22 protein-coding genes are annotated in these 18,533 nt (G+C 44.2%); 21 read left to right on the top strand and 1 reads right to left on the bottom strand.

The features are described 5' to 3' along the window. The first annotated feature begins 35 nt into the window (after nt 1-35). The 18 genes from JMF81_RS06865 to JMF81_RS06780 all read left to right on the top strand — a co-directional run bounded on the left by JMF81_RS06865 (nt 36) and on the right by JMF81_RS06780 (nt 14,699). Complete coding sequence (locus tag JMF81_RS06865) at nt 36-671, top strand: flavodoxin family protein (protein WP_201310706.1); 636 nt, start codon at nt 36-38, stop codon at nt 669-671. Between the two features lie 201 nt (nt 672-872). Beyond that, nucleotides 873-1,226, top strand: coding sequence for a hypothetical protein (locus tag JMF81_RS06860; RefSeq protein WP_201310705.1), 354 nt, complete (start codon nt 873-875; stop codon nt 1,224-1,226). Continuing rightward, a complete protein-coding gene (locus tag JMF81_RS06855; RefSeq protein ID WP_243282559.1) occupies nt 1,214-2,128 on the top strand; it encodes an alpha/beta hydrolase in 915 nt (304 codons plus the stop codon). Before JMF81_RS06860 ends, JMF81_RS06855 begins: the two co-directional genes overlap by 13 nt. A 29-nt stretch (nt 2,129-2,157) precedes the next feature. After that, entirely contained in the window at nt 2,158-2,820 is a 663-nt protein-coding gene (locus JMF81_RS06850) for a flavodoxin (RefSeq protein ID WP_201310704.1), read from the top strand. Between the two features lie 273 nt (nt 2,821-3,093). Further along, entirely contained in the window at nt 3,094-3,762 is a 669-nt protein-coding gene (sdaAB, locus tag JMF81_RS06845) for an L-serine ammonia-lyase, iron-sulfur-dependent subunit beta (RefSeq protein ID WP_201310703.1), read from the top strand. Between the two features lie 2 nt (nt 3,763-3,764). Next, nucleotides 3,765-4,631, top strand: coding sequence for an L-serine ammonia-lyase, iron-sulfur-dependent, subunit alpha (gene sdaAA / locus JMF81_RS06840; RefSeq protein WP_201310702.1), 867 nt, complete (start codon nt 3,765-3,767; stop codon nt 4,629-4,631). A gap of 190 nt (nt 4,632-4,821) precedes the next feature. Further along, nucleotides 4,822-5,271, top strand: coding sequence for a MarR family winged helix-turn-helix transcriptional regulator (locus JMF81_RS06835; protein WP_201310701.1), 450 nt, complete (start codon nt 4,822-4,824; stop codon nt 5,269-5,271). Continuing rightward, nucleotides 5,268-6,689: an MATE family efflux transporter gene (locus JMF81_RS06830; RefSeq protein ID WP_201310700.1), complete on the top strand. Its 1,422-nt coding sequence runs from the start codon at nt 5,268-5,270 to the stop codon at nt 6,687-6,689. Before JMF81_RS06835 ends, JMF81_RS06830 begins: the two co-directional genes overlap by 4 nt. Nucleotides 6,690-6,848: 159 nt before the next feature. Beyond that, nucleotides 6,849-7,385, top strand: coding sequence for a flavodoxin family protein (locus tag JMF81_RS06825; protein WP_243282558.1), 537 nt, complete (start codon nt 6,849-6,851; stop codon nt 7,383-7,385). Between the two features lie 16 nt (nt 7,386-7,401). Next, nucleotides 7,402-8,397 carry an aldo/keto reductase gene (locus tag JMF81_RS06820; RefSeq protein ID WP_201310699.1) on the top strand — a complete coding sequence of 332 codons (996 nt, stop codon included), beginning with the start codon at nt 7,402-7,404 and terminating at the stop codon, nt 8,395-8,397. A gap of 5 nt (nt 8,398-8,402) precedes the next feature. Next, nucleotides 8,403-9,278 carry an aldo/keto reductase gene (locus tag JMF81_RS06815; protein WP_201310698.1) on the top strand — a complete coding sequence of 292 codons (876 nt, stop codon included), beginning with the start codon at nt 8,403-8,405 and terminating at the stop codon, nt 9,276-9,278. 160 nt (nt 9,279-9,438) lie between these two features. Beyond that, on the top strand, nt 9,439-10,224 hold the full coding sequence (locus JMF81_RS06810) for a carboxymuconolactone decarboxylase family protein (RefSeq protein ID WP_201310697.1): 786 nt from the start codon (nt 9,439-9,441) through the stop codon (nt 10,222-10,224). Next, complete coding sequence (locus tag JMF81_RS06805; RefSeq protein WP_201310696.1) at nt 10,217-10,732, top strand: flavodoxin; 516 nt, start codon at nt 10,217-10,219, stop codon at nt 10,730-10,732. The genes JMF81_RS06810 and JMF81_RS06805 overlap by 8 nt, the downstream gene beginning before the upstream one ends. Before the next feature lie 3 nt (nt 10,733-10,735). After that, nucleotides 10,736-11,860 (top strand): aldo/keto reductase, encoded by a 1,125-nt coding sequence (locus JMF81_RS06800; RefSeq protein ID WP_201310695.1) that lies wholly within the window; start codon nt 10,736-10,738, stop codon nt 11,858-11,860. 1 nt (nt 11,861) lies between these two features. Then, nucleotides 11,862-12,356 (top strand): flavodoxin family protein, encoded by a 495-nt coding sequence (locus tag JMF81_RS06795; RefSeq protein WP_243282557.1) that lies wholly within the window; start codon nt 11,862-11,864, stop codon nt 12,354-12,356. Nucleotides 12,357-12,499: 143 nt separating this feature from the next. Then, entirely contained in the window at nt 12,500-13,390 is an 891-nt protein-coding gene (locus JMF81_RS06790) for a LysR family transcriptional regulator (protein ID WP_201310694.1), read from the top strand. 189 nt (nt 13,391-13,579) lie between these two features. Continuing rightward, on the top strand, nt 13,580-14,425 hold the full coding sequence (locus JMF81_RS06785) for an SDR family oxidoreductase (RefSeq protein WP_201310693.1): 846 nt from the start codon (nt 13,580-13,582) through the stop codon (nt 14,423-14,425). Continuing rightward, on the top strand, nt 14,415-14,699 hold the full coding sequence (locus tag JMF81_RS06780) for a nuclear transport factor 2 family protein (RefSeq protein ID WP_201310692.1): 285 nt from the start codon (nt 14,415-14,417) through the stop codon (nt 14,697-14,699). Before JMF81_RS06785 ends, JMF81_RS06780 begins: the two co-directional genes overlap by 11 nt. A gap of 155 nt (nt 14,700-14,854) precedes the next feature. Here the strand turns inward: JMF81_RS06780 and JMF81_RS06775 are convergent, their stop codons facing one another. Further along, on the bottom strand, nt 14,855-16,114 hold the full coding sequence (locus JMF81_RS06775) for a Glu/Leu/Phe/Val family dehydrogenase (protein ID WP_201310691.1): 1,260 nt from the start codon (nt 16,112-16,114) through the stop codon (nt 14,855-14,857). 356 nt (nt 16,115-16,470) lie between these two features. On the opposite strand from JMF81_RS06775, the gene JMF81_RS06770 reads away from it, so the two are divergent. From JMF81_RS06770 to JMF81_RS06760, 3 genes are all read left to right on the top strand, one after another. Beyond that, nucleotides 16,471-16,905, top strand: a complete 435-nt coding sequence (locus JMF81_RS06770) for an Lrp/AsnC family transcriptional regulator (RefSeq protein ID WP_201310743.1) — start codon at nt 16,471-16,473, stop codon at nt 16,903-16,905. A 100-nt stretch (nt 16,906-17,005) separates the two neighbouring features. Beyond that, nucleotides 17,006-17,566 carry a class IV adenylate cyclase gene (cyaB, locus tag JMF81_RS06765; protein ID WP_201310690.1) on the top strand — a complete coding sequence of 187 codons (561 nt, stop codon included), beginning with the start codon at nt 17,006-17,008 and terminating at the stop codon, nt 17,564-17,566. Nucleotide 17,567: 1 nt separating this feature from the next. Further along, nucleotides 17,568-18,524 (top strand): helix-turn-helix transcriptional regulator, encoded by a 957-nt coding sequence (locus JMF81_RS06760; protein ID WP_201310689.1) that lies wholly within the window; start codon nt 17,568-17,570, stop codon nt 18,522-18,524. Nucleotides 18,525-18,533: the final 9 nt, after the last annotated feature.

Raw genomic sequence — 18,533 nt, 5'->3', positions numbered from 1 at the left:
TTCCAGGAACAGCATATATAAGGAGGATGATAGAAATGAAAGTTTTGCTGGTATACGGCAGTCCGCATAAAAACGGATGCACAAAGACAGCCCTGGATGAGATTGCGGAAGAACTGAAGAAAAACGGTGTAGATTCCGATTATTTCTGGGTGGAAAACAAACCTCTGTCCGGCTGTATCGCCTGCAAATCATGCATCAAAAACAACAAATGTGTATTTGATGACAGGGTGAATGAATTCCTGGAAATCGCAGGAGATTATGACGGTTATATTTTTGGAACCCCGGTGCACTGGGGAGGACCATCCGGAGCGATTACTTCATTTCTGGACAGGGCATTTTACGCAGATTTAAATGGCGGCGGAGACAGATTTTATATGAAACCGGCAGCTGCTGTTGTCTCTGCAAGGCGCGCGGGAACCACCGCTGCCTGGGATCAGATCAATAAGTATTTTGCCCTGATGCAGATGCCGATCATTACTTCCAGATATTGGACAATTGTTCATGGAACCAATCCGGAGGAAGTAAAACAGGATCGGGAAGGAATGCAGACGATGCGGATTCTTGCCAAAAATATGGCGTATCACCTGAAGTGCAGAGAGGCAGCCGACAAAGCAGGAGTCTGTCTTCCGGGAGCAGAGCCAGTAACAGAGTTTACAAATTTTATTCATTAAAATAGAAGAGGATATCAGAATGAAAGCAAAAATGACAGCAGCGACTACAGTCTGGCACTGGAATTAACGCAAAATTATCATAATGAACTGATCAATGACCTGATTCCCGCAGTCGAAGGAACTTACAGTACATATGCCAAAGATACATCAGAAGAAGGACTTCGGGATTCCAGAGATCACAGAGCATTTTGCGGTTTTTCCATGGGTTCAGTGGCAACCTGGAGAACCTTTGAATACTGTCTGGATTATTTCCGGTATTTCATGCCGTCCAGCGGCAGTCTGACAACAGACGGAGATTATATGGCATCCATCGTGGAAAAATCCGGACATGACTGGAATGACTTTTTTATCTTTGCGGCATCCGGAACCGATGATTTTGCATATTCCTCTTTCAAACAGCAGATTGATGCCATGAGAGAAGAAGATGTTTTTCATTATGCAGACAATGAGACAGAAGGGAACCTTTATTTTCTGGAACAAGAAGGAGGAACCCATAATGGAAGGTATGCAGAGCAGTACTTTTATAACGGTTTATGCTGGATATGGAACGAATAGGAGATGATAATATCAGGTACAGCGAATTTACAGAAAATACAAGGGCAGGTGAAGTTATCAGTGATCCGGCATTCCGGGGATTTGGACGGCTGCTGTTTCCGATGGATCTGTCTATTTCAGAAAGAATGACATTAAAGGAATTAAGTTCCAGCAGCATTTATCTGTGGTATTCGGATATCAGGACAGAAAAAACAGTGGAAATCCTGAACTATATGAAACAGGAGGTCCAAAAAGGACATCAGATATTTTATCCGATTTATACGGACAGAGAGATGCAGCAGGAGCCTTCCAGAAAAAATACAGGACTTTTTTACTTCCGGGGAGAACCGGGAAAGCCGTTTGGAATTATGAATGCCGGGGGAGGATTTTATTATGTAGGTGCAATGCATGACAGTTTTCCCCATGCACTGGAAATAAGCAGGCTGGGGTATCATGGTTTTGCTTTGATTTACAGAACCCGGGAACCATATGATGATCTGGCAAGAGCTATCTGTTTCCTGCATGATCATGCGGCAGAATTTCAAATGGATCCGAACCATTATTCTTTATGGGGCGGATCAGCAGGCGCCAGAATGGCTGCGGTGCTGGGAAACCGGGATTATCTCCGGCAATTGACGGATAGGTCAGATATTCAGCAGGCAGCTGCGGTGATTATGCAGTATACAGGTTATTCATCAGCATCTTACAGTGAGGTGCCGACCTATGCGTGTGTCGGCACCAGGGATGGGATTGCTGATTGGAGAGTCATGAAACATCGTCTGGGAATCCTGGATGAAATCGGGATTCCAACGGAGTTTCATGTATATAAAGGATTAAGGCATGGCTTTGGTCTTGGCGTTGGAACAATAGCAGAGGGATGGATTTACGATGCAGTTGAATTTTGGAAACAGCAATTAAGTTAAGCGTAATGCGGAAAGGAAAAGTGATGCAGATGAAACTGAAAAAAGTGATGATGATGGTTCTCTGCGGCGTTATGGTGGGAATGCTGGCAGGCTGCAGTTCGAGCGGCGGAAGCAGTACCACAGAAGAGAATACAGCGGAAAGCACAACAGAAAGTACCACAGCGGCAGACAGTTCTTCTGAGGACGCACAGAATACAGAAGGAAGCGGCGGAAAAACACTAGTTGTTTATTATTCCGCAACAGGAAATACAGAGCGTGTGGCAAAAGTCATAGCAGACGCCACAGACGCGGATATTTTTGAATTGCAGCCGATGGATCTATATACAGACGATGATCTGGACTGGACCGATGACAACAGCCGTGTGTCTCAGGAATATGCAAATGAAGACCAGAGAGATGTAGAATTGGAGTCAATAACGGTCGATAACTGGGATTCTTATGATACGGTCTTTATCGGTTATCCAATCTGGTGGGGAATCGCAGCATGGCCGGTCAATGGATTTGCAGAGAATAATGATTTCACAGGAAAAACGGTGATACCGTTTTGTACCGCCGCATCTTCAGGAATCGGAGAAAGCGGAGACCTGCTGGAAGAAATGGCAGGAACCGGAAACTGGCAGGAAGGAGAACGATTCGGCTCAGGATTTTCTGATGAGGACATCCAGGAATGGGTTGACGGACTGGATTTATAGAATGAGAAACCTTTGGGAAAGATTCGGAAAACTATCTGTTGTAAACGAATTTAATTCGAAGTATAATGATTTCAGGCAAAGAGGCCGGCAGGGTTTCTTTGCCTTTCTTTCATAGAAAACTGAATTCCGATAAAAGGAAAATGCTCCGGGAGGATGACACGGCGTTGAAGTGGAAAATATCGCTCATGAGGTCCGCCACAGGCAGAAAATCCCAAAAAGCAGGATCCTTTTTAAAAAATCGGGAAATGATAATAACAGCAGAGGAGTGCAGATATGAATGTTTTTGAAATACTTGGCCCGGTTATGGTCGGACCATCCAGTTCCCATACGGCCGGAGCGGTTCGTATCGGGCTGATGACCAGAAAGCTGCTGGCACAGCGGCCTGTTGAAGCTGTCATTGGCATGTATGGTTCTTTTGCGGCAACAGGACGGGGGCATGGAACAGACAGAGCACTGGTCGCCGGACTACTTGGAATGCGGCCGGATGACATGCGGATACCGGACAGCTTTCGGTATGCCAAGGAAGCAGGATTTCAATTTTCTTTTGAAACCATTCAGCTTCGGGAGGCTCATCCGAATTCTGTGATGATCCGGGTTAGAGGCGAAAAAGGGCGTGAACTGACCGTGCAGGCATCCTCTCTTGGAGGCGGGCGGATTATGATAAATCGTCTGGATGATATTGATGTAAATTGTACCTGCGAGATGCCGACTCTGATTGTACACAATATGGATCAGCCGGGGCATGTGTCGCATGTTACAACCATGCTGTCACAGAATTCGGTTAATATCGCAAATATGTCGCTTTACAGGAATAAAAGAGGCGGACGCGCAGTTATGGTAATCGAGACTGATCAGCCGATTCCGGAGGAATCCATTCGATGGCTGGAGCATTTGGAAGGGGTGCTTAAAGTGACGTACATTAATGTAGGAGGTGAAATTTAGTCATGGCATTTGAAAGTTTAGAAATGATTCTGCAGACATGCAGAGAAAAGAATCTTCCTTTTTGGGAAGCTGTGCTTTTGGATGATATGAACGAGAGAAATACGACCCGTGAGGAGTCTGTGGAACAGATGCGGGAACTCTGGCATGCGATGAAGGAGGCTGCCCGGTGTTATGATGGAGAAATTCGTTCTCACAGCGGATTTGTAGGAGGCGCAGGAAAGCAGATGGAAGAGTACGTAAAAGATGGGAAAGCACTCAGCGGACCATTTGTCGGCAAGGTCATTGCCGGAGCGCTGCAGATGGGAGAATCAAATGCCTGCATGAAAAGAATTGTGGCAGCGCCTACGGCAGGTGCGTGCGGAGTGCTGCCGGCGGTTCTGGTACCATATGAGCAGGAACGAAAGATACCGGAACAAAAGATCCTGGAAGCGTTATATACGGCGGCGGGCATCGGCCAGGTGATTGCACTGCGGGCAAGTATTGCAGGGGCTTCCGGCGGCTGTCAGGCAGAGATTGGAACCGCCAGCGCCATGGCGGCAGGAGCCATGATTCATCTCCGGGGAGGAACCGGCGAACAAATCATACACGGGGCAGCCATGTCATTGAAAAACCTGCTTGGCCTGGTCTGCGATCCGGTCGCCGGGCTGGTGGAAATTCCCTGTGTAAAACGAAATGTGGCAGGAGCTGTCATTGCCCTATCGTCAGCTGATATGGCTCTGGCAGGAATCAAAAGCCGGATTTCACCGGATCAGGTCATTGACGCCATGAAAGAAGTCGGCGATCTGATGGACGTCAGATTAAAAGAAACCGGCCGCGGAGGACTGGCGGGAACCCGGGAAGGACAGGAAATGGCGGAGACTCTGAATTGATACATTGAATTATGATGGAGGATAGATGGCAGAGAGCTGGACAGCTCTCTGTTTTTTTTGACTCTTTGTTAGGTATATGAGAAGTGAGGAAAAGAACTGTTTTTCCAGGCAGCCGCTTGACGAAAAGAGGAATTGTGGTAAAATGTTTCTTTAGAAACAGTTTCTAAAGAAACTAAAAGGAGATGAGACAATGAGCCATACGACAGAATTATTTATGGGAATGCGCAGCTTATTCCGCCTGTATGATAAGATGCTGAAAAGAGTCTGTACAGAATATGATCTTACGGTGATCGAGGGCGACATTATCAGTTTTTTGCAGAATAATCCGGGCAAAGATACAGCAGTTGATATCGTAGAACTCCGGATGCTTTCCAAAGGAGCGGTTTCCAAGGGAGTGGACGCGCTGATCCGCAAAGGACTTCTGGAGAGAATTCCGGATACAAAGGACAGAAGAAGAATACACCTGAAACTGAATCGACAGGCGGAACCAGTCATGGAAAGCATTAATGAAGTCAGACAGGATTTTTTAAATATTGTTTTGGAAGGATTTACAAAAGAAGAACTGAAAATGTACGATCAGTTTTTCGACAGATTGTTTCATAATATAGAAAACGCATTGGAAAGGGGCAAAACATTATGAAAAAGGAAGAATACAACCAGACAGAAATTCAAAATCCGTCAAATGACAGCACAGATGGAACAAATGAAGATAAGGAATTCCTGAGGACAGAGCCTTTGGGAAGACTTCTTTTGAGGCTGGCGCTTCCAACAGTAGCGGCTCAGCTGATCAACATGCTGTATAACATTGTCGACAGAATCTATATCGGACATATTCCGGAAATCGGAGCAGCGGCACTGACAGGGGTAGGTGTGTGTATGCCGCTGATCATGATCGTTTCTGCGTTTGCGGCACTGGTAGGATACGGCGGTTCGCCAAGAGCGTCTATTTATATGGGAAAAAAGGATAAGGACTCCGCAGAGAAAATACTGGGGAATTGTTTTACTCTTCAGATTATCATTTCCATCGTACTTACCGCGGTGCTGCTGATCTGGAACAGAGATTTTCTTATGGCATTTGGCGCCAGTGAAAATACGATTCAATATGGCGTTCACTACATGAATATTTACGCCCTGGGAACAATCTTTGTGGAAGTCACTCTGGGAATGAACGCTTTCATTACGGCGCAGGGATTTGCTAAAACAGGTATGCTTTCTGTGCTGATAGGAGCTGTTGCTAATATTATACTGGATCCGATTTTTATTTTCGGGTTTAACATGGACGTGCGGGGCGCTGCTCTGGCAACTATCATTTCACAGGCATTGTCCTGCATCTGGGTCGTAAGTTTCCTGTGCGGAAAGAAAACATTTTTGAAAATAAAGAAAAAATATCTGGGGCTGACGCCGGAAATCATACTTCCATGTCTGGCTTTAGGCGTGGCTACTTTTATTATGCAGGCCAGTGAGAGTGTGATTTCAGTGTGCTTCAACAGTTCTCTGCAGAACTATGGCGGAGACATTGCAGTAGGGGCCATGACCATTCTTACCAGTGTCATGCAGTTTGCGATGCTTCCTCTTCAGGGACTTGGCCAGGGGGCTCAGCCGATTATCAGTTATTGTTATGGGGCCGGAGATTCTCAGAGAGTGCGGAGTGCATTTAAACTTCTGCTGAAAGTCAGCCTGGGATATTCCATTCTTTTATGGCTGTTTGTTATGATCTTTCCGGGAGGATTCGCGGCGATGTTTACATCGGACGCCCAGCTGATGGAATATACGAAGACGGCTCTTCGTATTTATATGGGATCCATGTTCTTATTTGGAATCCAGATGGCATGCCAGATGACATTTAACGCATTGGGAAAAGCGGCAGAATCCATTATCGTTGCTGTTATGAGAAAATTTATTCTCCTGATTCCGCTGATTTACATTATGCCGCAGATTCTCAGAGCAAATCAGACAATGGCTGTATACATGGCAGAACCGATTGCCGATCTGCTGGCCGTCACATTTACAGCGATATTGTTTGCAGTACAGTTTAGAAAAACATTAAAAAATATATAGATCACTCTGATAAGGAGATATCAGCCCCAGAGGCAATATCTCCTTATTATGTTTTCAGAGCATGATGAAAAATAAAAACTGGGTATTGGTAATCTTTATGACACTGTGTCAAAATAAGAATAGAAGAATGAAAACTGGATAAAAGAAAATGGAGGCGCTATGATGAAGATTGTTGTTTTACAGGGAAGTCCCAATAAAAACGGATCCACTCATATTTTAACGGAAGCATTTACAAAGGGAGCCGAAGAAGCAGGACATCAGGTTCGGCGGTTTGACCTGACAGATTATAAGGTAAATCCATGTACCGGATGTGTGGCGTGCGGCTATGAAGGACCGTGTGTGCAGAAAGACGATAATCAGAAAGTCCGGAAAGCGGTTCTGGATGCAGATATGATTGTATTTGCAACTCCGCTCTATTATTATGGAATGTCAGCGCAGCTTAAGATTGTCATTGACCGTTTCTGTGCTTATAACAGCAGCATTACAAGGAAACATATGAAGTCAGCTCTTCTGACTGTTGCATGGAACAGCGATAACTGGACGTTTGATGCGCTGGAAAGTCATTATAAGACTCTGGTGAAATATCTGGATTTCGAAGATCAGGGAATGGTTCTGGGAAGGGGATGCGGAAGTCCTTCCATGACAAGAAACAGCGGTTATCCGGAAAAAGCCTATGAACTGGGCAGACAGTTATAGAAAAGAAGGTGTTCAAATGAAAGAGATCATATTAGGCAGAGAAAATCCTCTGACCATTGGGTCAGTCGGCTTAGGCTGTATGGGAATGGTATCAGAATATCCGCCGATTCCGGAAAAGAAGGATATGATACGTTTTGCAAGAGAGGCAGCAGAATGCGGAGAGACATTTTTCGATACAGCGGAAGTATATGGGCCTTACACAGGAGAAGAGATTCTGGGAGAGGCTCTTCATGAGATAAGAAATCATGTTGTCATTGCAACAAAATTTGGTTTCCGCATACAAAATGGAAAATCCGTCGGTCTGGACAGCCGGCCGGAAACTATAAGAAAGGCAGTGGAAGGATCTCTGCGCCGCCTGAAAACGGACCATATCGATCTGCTTTATCAGCACCGGGCGGATCCAAAGGTACCGGTGGAGGAAGTCGCAGGCACGGTTGCGGAGCTGGTGAAAGAAGGAAAAGTGCTTCACTGGGGAATGAGTGAAGTATCTGTTTCTACGATTCGGAAAGCACATCAGATTCTTCCGCTGACGGCAGTACAGAATGAATATTCTGTGTGGTACCGGGCCGCGGAGGAAAAATATTTTCCGGTATTAGAGGAACTGGGAGTCGGGCTGGTATGTTTCTGCCCTCTTGGAAGAGGATATCTGACAGGCGCCCTGCGGCCGGACACAAAATTTGATTCAAACGATGTGCGTGCGCGAATGCCGCGGTTTTCCGATCAGAAGGTAATGGAAGAAAACATGAAAGTAGTGGAATTTGTCCAAAAACACGCAAAAGAAAAAGGCTGTACGCCGGCGCAGTTTGCCCTGGCATGGATTATGGCGCAGAAACCGTGGATTGTGCCGATTCCGGGAACTACGAAAATAGACCGCCTGAAAGAAAATCTGGAAGCAGGCAGCATCACCATAACAGAAGAGGAACTGCAGAAAATGAATCAGGAACTGGGGAAAATTAAAATAACCGGCGCCAGATATAACGCGCAGCAGGAAAGTCTGGTAGAAAAGGAGTGATCAACATGGAGACCATTTGTTTAAATAATGATGTAAGCATGCCGCAGCTGGGATTCGGTGTTTTTCAGATTACCGATGAAGAGGTGTGCAGACAGAGTGTTTTAAATGCTCTTAAGACAGGATACCGGCTGATTGATACCGCAGCATGTTATGGAAACGAAAGAGCAGTGGGCGCTGCAGTCAGAGACAGCGGAATCGCAAGGGAAGAAATATTTCTTACTTCCAAAGTATGGATCCAGGATGCAGGTTATGAGAAAACGAAAAAATCGTTTGAGAAGACTCTGGAAAATCTGGGAACAGATTATCTGGATCTTTATCTGATCCATATGCCATACGGTGATTATTACGGAAGCTGGAAGGCCATGGAAGAATTATATAAAGAAGGAAAAATCAGAGCCATTGGAGTCTGCAACTTTGAGGCAGACCGGCTGACGGATCTCATTTTAAACAATGAAGTGACGCCGGCAGTCAATCAGATGGAAATGCATCCGTTCTGTCAGCAGAAAAACCTGAGAGACGTCATGGAACAGTATCAGATAAAAATGATGGCGTGGGCGCCGTTTGCCGAGGGAATGAATGGGATTTTTACAAATGAACTGCTGAAAAGCATCGGCGAAACATATGGAAAGAGTCCGGCGCAGGTTATCTTAAGGTGGATGAGACAGAATGGAATTATAGCCATTCCGAAATCCGTCCATGAAGAAAGAATCAGAGAAAACTATGCTATTGATGATTTTGCATTATCTCCGGAAGATATGATACAGATTTCCCAGATGGATACAGGCAGAAGTCACATTCTGGAAATCAGAAGTCTGGCAGAGGTATACCGGCTGTTTCATATCCGGTTTGAACAGCAGAACATCACAGACATATTAATATGAAATGACAGATCGAAGAAAACGAGAGGGTGTCTCCGGTTCTTCGGTCTTTTTTTTCATAAGTTTTACTTATGGATTCCATTTGAAATCGGAATTGTCTTCTTCTTTGAAAAAACTAAAATATAAGATAAAGAGAAGTTTCAATGAAGGGAAAGTGATGGAAATGAGCATAACAGAAGCGGCCAGGAAATATCATGAAAAGATGTTTCCCGGATATCAGTCTAAATTTCTGGAAACAGATCCGGAGTTTATAGAACGATTTGATAATTTCGCCTTTGATGAAGTGGTCAGCAGTGATGATCTGGATGACCGGACACGTATGATGGCGATGATTGCCGTATTGATCGGAAGCCAGAGCATCGATGAGTTTCAGGCGATGGCTCCTGCGGCGCTTAATTTCGGAGTGACGCCGGTGGAGATGAAGGAAATTGTATATCAGGCAGTGCCGTATCTGGGAATCGGCAGAGTTTTTCCACTTCTTCATGGCATCAATGACGTGCTGGAAGACAGGGGCATAAAACTTCCTCTGGAACCACAGGCGGTCACGACAACAGAAAACCGGCTGCAGGCAGGGGAACAGGCCATGGTGGATATTATGGGAGAATCCATGAAAGGATTTGCGGAATCCGGGCCGGAAGAAAGCTGTCATATCAACCGATGGCTGACAGACAACTGCTTTGGAGATTACTATACAAGAAAGGGTCTGGATCTTAAACAAAGAGAGATGATTACCTTCTGTTTTCTGTCAGCACAGGGCGGATGTGAACCGCAGCTGGTTTCTCATGCGGCAAATAATATGCTGATTGGAAATGACAAAGAATTTCTGATAAAAATCATATCCCAGTGCATTCCGTTTATCGGATACCCGCGAAGTCTGAATGCGTTAAGATGCGTCAATGAGGCAGCAGAAACATTAAAAAAGGAAAAGGAGACGAAAGAACATGTGTAAAACAATGATCGTATATTATTCAAGAACAGGAGAAAATTACTGGAACGGAAGCATCAAAAACCTTGAGAAGGGAAATACCGAAACCGTAGCAGAAATGGTCGCTGACATGACAGGAGGAGATCTTTTTGAGGTAGAAACCGTAAAAACATATCCGGAAGATTATTACCAGTGCATTGATGAGGCAAAAGCAGAACTTCAAAGGGGAGACCGCCCGGAAGTGAAAGCATATGCTGATGATCTGGAAGATTACGACACTATTTATGTAGGATATCCGAACTGGTGGGGAACCATGCCGATGGTGATGTTTACATTTCTGGAGCATTATGATTTATCTGGAAAGAGAATCATTCCTTTCTGCACAAACGAAGGAAGCGGTATGGGAGGAAGCGAACGTGATCTGAAGAAAATCTGTAAGGGAGCGAAAGTAGAAAAAGGATTATCCATTCATGGTGCAGAAGCGGCGCAGTCACGTTCCAAAGTAGAAGCCTGGGTTAGAAAGATGGTGTAAAGAATGGAAGCTTTTGAAAATGTAAATAAGAAATTCGGATTCGGCTGTATGAGACTGCCGATGAAAGGTGACAAGGTCGATACAGAAGAATTCTCAAAAATGGTGGATACATTTATTGAAAATGGATTTAACTATTTTGATACAGCTCATGGGTATCTGGGCGGGCTGAGTGAAACCGCGATTAAAGAGTGTCTTACCAGCAGATATCCAAGGGATCAGTATATTCTGACAGACAAACTGACCAATTTCTTTTTCAAAAAGGAAGAAGATATCCGTCCGTTTTTTGAAAGTCAGCTGGAAGCCTGCGGAGTGGACTATTTTGATTATTATCTGATGCATGCCCAGAGTGCGGACAATTTTGCGTTTTTCAAAAAATGTCATGCCTATGAGACGGCGCTGGAATTAAAAAAAGAAGGCAAGATCAGACATTTCGGCATCTCTTTCCATGACAGGGCCGATGTTCTGGAACAGATTCTGAAAGAATATCCGCAAATCGAGGCAGTGCAGATTCAGTTTAATTATCTGGATTATGAAGACCCGGCAGTGGAAAGCAGAAAATGCTATGAAGTCTGTTGCAAATATGGGAAACCAGTCATTGTGATGGAACCGGTGAAAGGCGGAAATCTGGTGAAGCTTCCGGACGAAGCCAGGGCTGTTTTCGATAAGCTCCATGGCGGAAGTCCTGCAGGTTATGCAATCCGTTTTGCGGCAGGCTTTGATGGAATCCGAATGGTGCTTTCCGGAATGAGCAGCCTGGAACAGATGGAAGATAACATCAGTTATATGAAAGATTTTCAGCCGTTATCAAAGGAAGAACAGGAAGCAGTTCAAAAAGTAACAGAAATCTTTCAGTCCCAAAATATGATTCAATGTACAGCATGCCGTTATTGTACGGCAGGATGTCCGAAACACATTTCAATACCGGATCTTTTTGCATGTATGAACGCCAAGAAGATTTTTCACGACTGGAATACGGATTACTACTATAACAATGTCCATACAGTGAATAACGGAAAGGCTTCCGACTGCATCAAATGCGGTAAATGTGAAAAGGCCTGTCCGCAGCATCTTCCGATCCGGAAACTGCTGGAAGATGTGGCAGAAGAATTCGAGAAAGGAAATGAATAAAATGAAAACTTCGAAGCAAGTACTGGTAATCGAAGGAAGTCCGAGAAAGCACGGAAATACAGGTCTTCTAAGCGATGAATTCATCAAAGGAGCAGAAGAAGCCGGCCATGCGACAGAGAAAATATATCTGTCAGAGAAAAACATTGGTTACTGTGTGGACTGTGAAGTCTGTCAGACCGAAGGCGGCGGATGTGCAAAGAAAGATGATTTTCAGGAAATTAAAGATAAGATTGCAGCATGCGATGTGCTTGTGCTGGTCTCCCCGGTTTATTATTATTCTGTCACGGCACAGTTAAAAACACTGATTGACCGTACATACTCAGCCTTGACGGAAATTTCCGGAAAAGAATGTTATCTGATCATAGCAGGAGCCGGGGATCAGGAGAAGTATTTTCAGACCATAATTGATACATACCATGGATTTATCGGATGTTTTTCCGATATGAAGGATAAAGTCATTATTTTAGGTCTGGGAGCACAGGCAAAGGGAGCATAAAGGATAACCCGGCGATGACTCAGGCATACGAAGCCGGAAAAAACAGTTAGAGAAAAAGTTCTTTTCATTGACGAAGGATACATTTCTTTGATACAGTGTAAATGATACGATAATGAATGGTCAATGAAAGGAAAGGTGGTTGTTTGCTGTTTCGACAGATGAAATATTTTACTGCGGTTGTGGACTGCAATAGTTTCACAGAAGCAGCAGAACAGTGCTATATCTCTCAGTCCGCCATTTCCCAGCAGATTCGTTCACTGGAAAAAGAACTGGGTGTCGAATTGATCCACAGAGAAAAACGTAAATTTTCTCTGACTCCTGCAGGAGAATATTTTTACAGCCAGAGCAAGGGAATATTGGATGAAGTGGAGACCATCCGGAAAGAGACCATCCGGATCGGACAGGATGATGAGTCGGAACTTCGAATCGGCTATCTGCGTGGGTACAGCGGTCAGGAACTTTATCAGGCAGTTGCGGAGTTTTCGCAGCTGTATCCGGAAACAGCGATCAGTATTGTCAATGGAACCCACGAGGAATTGTACGATCTGCTGCGTTTTGGGGGCGTGGATCTGATTTTAAGTGACCAGAGAAGAGCGTTTTCCGAGCAGTATGCCAATTATCAGCTGCTTCAGTGTGACTGTTACGCGGAAATATCCGTGCGGAATCCGGCCAGTCAGCAGGAGGTGATTGAAGTGGACAGTCTGAAGCGGACGCCATGTATCCTGATTGCCTCAAAGGAACAGCAAAATACAGAGAAAGATTATTTCCAGAATACCCTTGGATTTGGCGGAACGTTTTTGTTTGCGGAGAATCTGGAAGAAGGGCGGCTGATGGTAGCCGGGAACCGGGGATTTCTGCCGATTGAAAGTGTGGGAACCCTGCCGCCTCCGGGAGCGGCGGTCCGAAGGCTTCCGATCGTGCAGAACGGCAGAAAACTGCAGCGTAATTACTGTGTTTTCTGGCGAAAGGAACAGACCAATTATTATATTGAAGAGTTCGCGCAGATGCTGCGAAAACTTCTTCATGACAAATAGAATCAGGAGTGATCAGGAGCAGGACGTTCGATACGAAAGTCCTGCTCTTTCTGTCTTCATACGATTTATGTGCCATACGATTCATAAGTTTTACTTATGGAGACTATTTTGAATCGAGATTGCTGATTTTTTCGGAAATATTAAAATAGAAGTAACAAAAGAAATAAAACAAGAAAGGGTGTATATTTCATGAAAAAAGATGTAATGATTTTAACAGGCGCAGGGCAGATTGGAATGGCAATCGCGCGTCGTATGGGATATGGAAAGAAAATTGTGATCGGAGATAAAAAACCGGAAAATGCACAGGTAATCGCGAAAATTATGACGGAGGCCGGATTTGATGCAGAAGCCATGGAAATGGATCTTTCTTCAAGGGAATCTATCAAAAATCTGATTGCAAAAGCACAGGAATATGGTGATATTACGATGCTTGTTAATGCGGCGGGGGTATCTCCAAGTCAGGCTCCGATTGAAGCTATCTTAAAAGTTGATTTATATGGAACGGCTGTTCTTCTGGAGGAAGTCGGAAAAGTCATCAAAGAAGGCGGCGTGGGAGTTACGATTTCCAGCCAGTCCGGACATAGAATGCCGGCGCTTACCCCGGAAGAAGACGAGCAGCTTGCAGGTACTCCAACAGAAGAATTATTAAATCTGGAAATTCTCCAGCCGGAAAATATCAAAGATACACTGCATGCTTATCAGATGGCAAAACGCTGCAATGAAAAACGAGTGATGGCAGAGTCTGTGAAATGGGGAGAAAAAGGAGCCCGTGTTAATTCTATCTCTCCGGGAATCATTGTGACGCCGCTGGCAATCGATGAGTTCAATGGTCCGCGTGGTGATTTCTATAAAAATATGTTTGCAAAATGCCCTGCCGGACGTCCGGGAACCGCAGATGAAGTTGCCAATGTGGCAGAACTGCTGATGAGCGATAAAGGGGCCTTCATTACCGGTTCAGATTTCCTGATCGATGGCGGTGCAACAGCATCTTATTTCTATGGACCGCTGAAACCAGAGGAATCAAATGTCAGATAAAGATAAAATCAGAAACCGTTATATACAAATGTACCAGACAAAGGAAGAATTTATTCAGGCAGTTCAGAATGGAACGCTTAACTATGACTCTGTCCGCCATCGATCTATTGATGTCCGCCTTCATGAGAATGAGGCAGAACTGACCGGGAAGAGCCTGGTTCATGCATCGGTATTTGGAGGCAGATGGAATACATGGCGCCTGCAGATTAACTGTTCCCTGAAAAAAGAAAATAATATCTGGATGATCACAAGCGCAAAAGCTTCAACGTTTTGATATATCCTGAAATACAGCAAAACAGGCATTTCCATGCTGTCTGCGAAAGGCAGAAGCAGCAGAGGGAATGCCTGTTTTGCAGTTCAAATGTATAAAAAGAATTTGGGAACAGAGCAGGAAATTACGATCTTCTGTATTCGGAAGACAGTATTCTTTTACGGGAAAATTCCCTTGATCTGTTCGGTATAAACGAGTTTTCGAAGAGCCACGATATATGCGGCCATACGGAAAGAACAGTGACATTCTTCGGTTACATCCAGAATGCTCTGAAAAGATCTGCTCATAAGTTTTTCCAGCATTTTATTAACCTGATCACGGTCCCAGGTCAGTTCCTGTATATTTTGAACCCACTCGAAGTAAGAAACAATGACGCCGCCGCTGTTGGCAAAAATATCAGGAATCAGTGTAATGCCTCTTTTTTCCAGTATAGCGTCTGCTTCTTCTGTAGTTGGACCGTTGGCGGCTTCTACAATATAAGAGCAGCGGAGCTGATCTGCGTTTTGTTCTGTAATCTGATTTTCCATGGCAGCCGGGACAAGAACATCGCATGGACAGGTCAGAACTTCTTCGTTGGAAATATGCCGGATGCCCGGTGCGTCATAGTCCTTTAAAAGTGCATTTTCTTTTTCCAGAAAAACAGAAATAGTATCGATATCAAGACCATCCTCACAAAAAAGACCTCCGGAAATATCACTGATGGCAACGACTTTCACCCCTCTGTGGTAAAATACACGGGCAGCGTTTGCCCCTACATTTCCCATTCCCTGAATTGCAGCGGTAGTTCCTGCAAGCTGTTTTCCTTCTCTGGCGAGAAGAAGTTTGGTGCTGATCACAACACCGCGGCCGGTAGCGAAATTCCTTCCTCTGGAACCGGCAAGTTCCACTGGTTTTCCGGTTACAACGCCCGGACATGGATGGCCTTTAAGCTGACTGTAGGTGTCCAGAACCCAGGCCATGGTCTGGGGATTGGTATTTACGTCCGGCGAAGGAATATCAGTATCGGAACCGATGATCGGGGCAATGGCAAAGGTATAGCGGCGGGTAAGGCTTCTGAGCTCTCTTTTGGAAAGGGTGTGAGGATCTACCTTGATGCCGCCTTTAGCGCCGCCGTATGGAATATCCGCAACAGCGCATTTCAGCGTCATCCATGTGGCCAGTGCTTTTACTTCATTTAAATTACAATCCTGGTGATAGCGGATTCCTCCTTTAAAAGGACCGCGGATGTTGGAATGCTGCACCCTGTATCCCTCAAAAACTTTTACGCTTCCATCATCCATCTCCACGGGAAGATAGACTTTGGTCTCGCGCTGAGGATTTTTTAATATTTCGAACATGGACTGGTCAATATGGCCGATTTCCATTGCTTTTGTCATAGTGTCAATTACATTTGTGTACGGGTCATAAGTGTGTGACATGTTTGTTCTCCTTGGTTGTAGATTCATTGGTGCGCATCAACTATAGAAATCGTAAAACTTTTGCAGAAAGAAAGTCAAGAAAAGCAAAAAACAACAAAAAATAATCAGGGATTTGAAAAAAATACTTAAAAACAAAAGGCAAAAGAGGATCTTTTCATAAAAAAATGAACCGGCATTGACAATTAGAAAACAGACTGTTATCCTGAAAATGTAAAATAATTACAGAATGTGAGAGGTACAATGGCGTATCCACCAAAGTGGTGGAACGCCTTTTTCTTTTGCTGGGCAAAAGGAGATCCGGTATTTTAAATAAACCAGGATAGAAGGAGAAGTGACATACGATGAAAAAAGACATTTTGGACAAAATCGATCAGACAATACTGAAAATCCTGCAGGAAAACGCAAAAACACCTTTAAAGGAAATTGCAAATCAGGTCTATTTGTCCACACCGGCTGTATCCGCAAGAATTGAAAAGATGGAAAAAGAAGGAATTATCACAGGATATCAGGCGCAGATCAATCCGGAGGCACTGGGATACTATATAAAAGCATTTATCAATCTGGAAGTTGCACCGGAAGATAAAAAAGAATTCTATCCCTATGTAAAAGCGTGTCCGAATGTGATTGAGTGCAATTGTGTGACCGGCGATTATTCCATGATCCTGGAAGTGTTATTCAGAAGCACGGTAGAACTGGATCAGTTTATCGGAGAACTGCAGAGATTTGGAAGAACAAAAACCCTGATCGTATTCTCCACGTCAGTGGAACACAGAGGAATTCATGTGCTTTGAATTGTTTATGCTTGATTCTGACAATGTAATAAGATACGATAATTTAAAAACAAGAGATATTAACCATAAATAAATATATTGCAGCAGGAGGCAGAATGAAATGGCACTGGAAGCAGAAATTAAAATTCCTGTGAATGATCTGGAAATAGTGATAAAACGGCTGAAACAGGAAGGATTTCAGGAAACAGAGGTTTGCCGGGAAGAAGATACGTACTTTAATAGTCCATATTATGATATGAAGGAAAAAGACAAGGCCCTGAGAATTCGCAGAAGCCGGAATATGCAGACAGGTGAAGAATGGGCTCAGCTGAACTGCAAAGGAGCAAAATTAGATCAGATCTCCATGGCAAGAAAAGAACTGGAAACAGAGATCCGGGAGCCGGAAATCATAGAAGGAATCTTAAAAGAACTGGGATTTGAACCGCTGAGCATTCAGGTCATCAAAACAAGGCGTACACTCTCTAATGGGGAGATCACGGCAGCTGCAGACCGGGTGGAAGGACTGGGAGAATTTCTGGAACTGGAGATCATAGCAGAAAGAGAGAATCAGAGGGAAGAATGTCTGGAAAAAATTAGCCGGGTTCTGCGAGCGATCGGATATAAAATGGAGCAGACCGTCAGGACATCTTATCTGTCCATGCTGTTTGGAAAGAGGGGCTGATATGCTGGAAGATGCGGTAATACCTGTTGTGAAGAAAAAGCAGGTGAATTCTTATGAAACAAAATATTATGTTGGAGGAATTTCCGGGGATGCGGTAATGGACTGCATGATTGTGTATCCGGGGATCCAGGTCATCCATAACCGGTTTCACAGTTTTGATACGCCATCGAACAGTACCGGAGAAAAACGGCATATTGAAATCAATCACTGTCTGCGCGGAAAATATGAGGGCATGCTGGATAAGAAATATTATGCGTATTTATCTCCCGGTGAATTATCAGTCAGTAAATGGTCGATGGACAGGGGGGATGAATCTTTTCCTCTTGGATATTATGAAGGAATGGAAATTCTGATTGATCTGGAGCGGGCGGTGGAGAATCCTGTTCTTTCTTATTTCCATATTGACCTGGAGGAACTGGAGCAAAGGCTGTTAAGCAGTCATAATCTTGTCTTGTTTGGAGCGACTGATCAGATTCAGCATATCTTTTTGGAAATGTATGAAGTAGAAGAAAATATCAAATTGGATTATTTGAAGATCAAAGTACTGGAGCTTCTGCTGTTTTTATCCAATACGGATTTTAAAATTCCTCAGAGAAGCAGAAGTTATTATCCGAGAAAGCAGATTGAGCTGATAAAGGAAATGAAGAAGTATATGGCGGAGCATTTATCGGAGCATCATGACATCCGGAAACTGGCAGAAGCCTATCATATCAATGTTCACACTCTTCGAAAGACATTCAAAGATATTTATGGGGTTGCCATATATCGATGGCTGAAAGAGTACCGGATGGAATGCAGCGCAAAACTTCTTCTGGAAACCGGACAGAGTATTCTGGAAATAGCAAATCAGGTGGGATATTCCAATCCGAGCAAATATACGGAAGCATTTGTAAAATCTTTTGGCATAACACCTCAGAAGTATCGGAAGTCCCATATTAAAATGGATGGATTTCAATAAAATGGAGTA

This window comes from Anaerostipes butyraticus, from assembly GCF_016586355.1.
GTDB classification, from domain to species: Bacteria; Bacillota; Clostridia; order Lachnospirales; family Lachnospiraceae; genus Anaerostipes; species Anaerostipes butyraticus.
The sequence above is the reverse complement of the archived record's forward strand: the minus strand, read 5'-3'. Positions and strand labels throughout refer to the sequence as shown.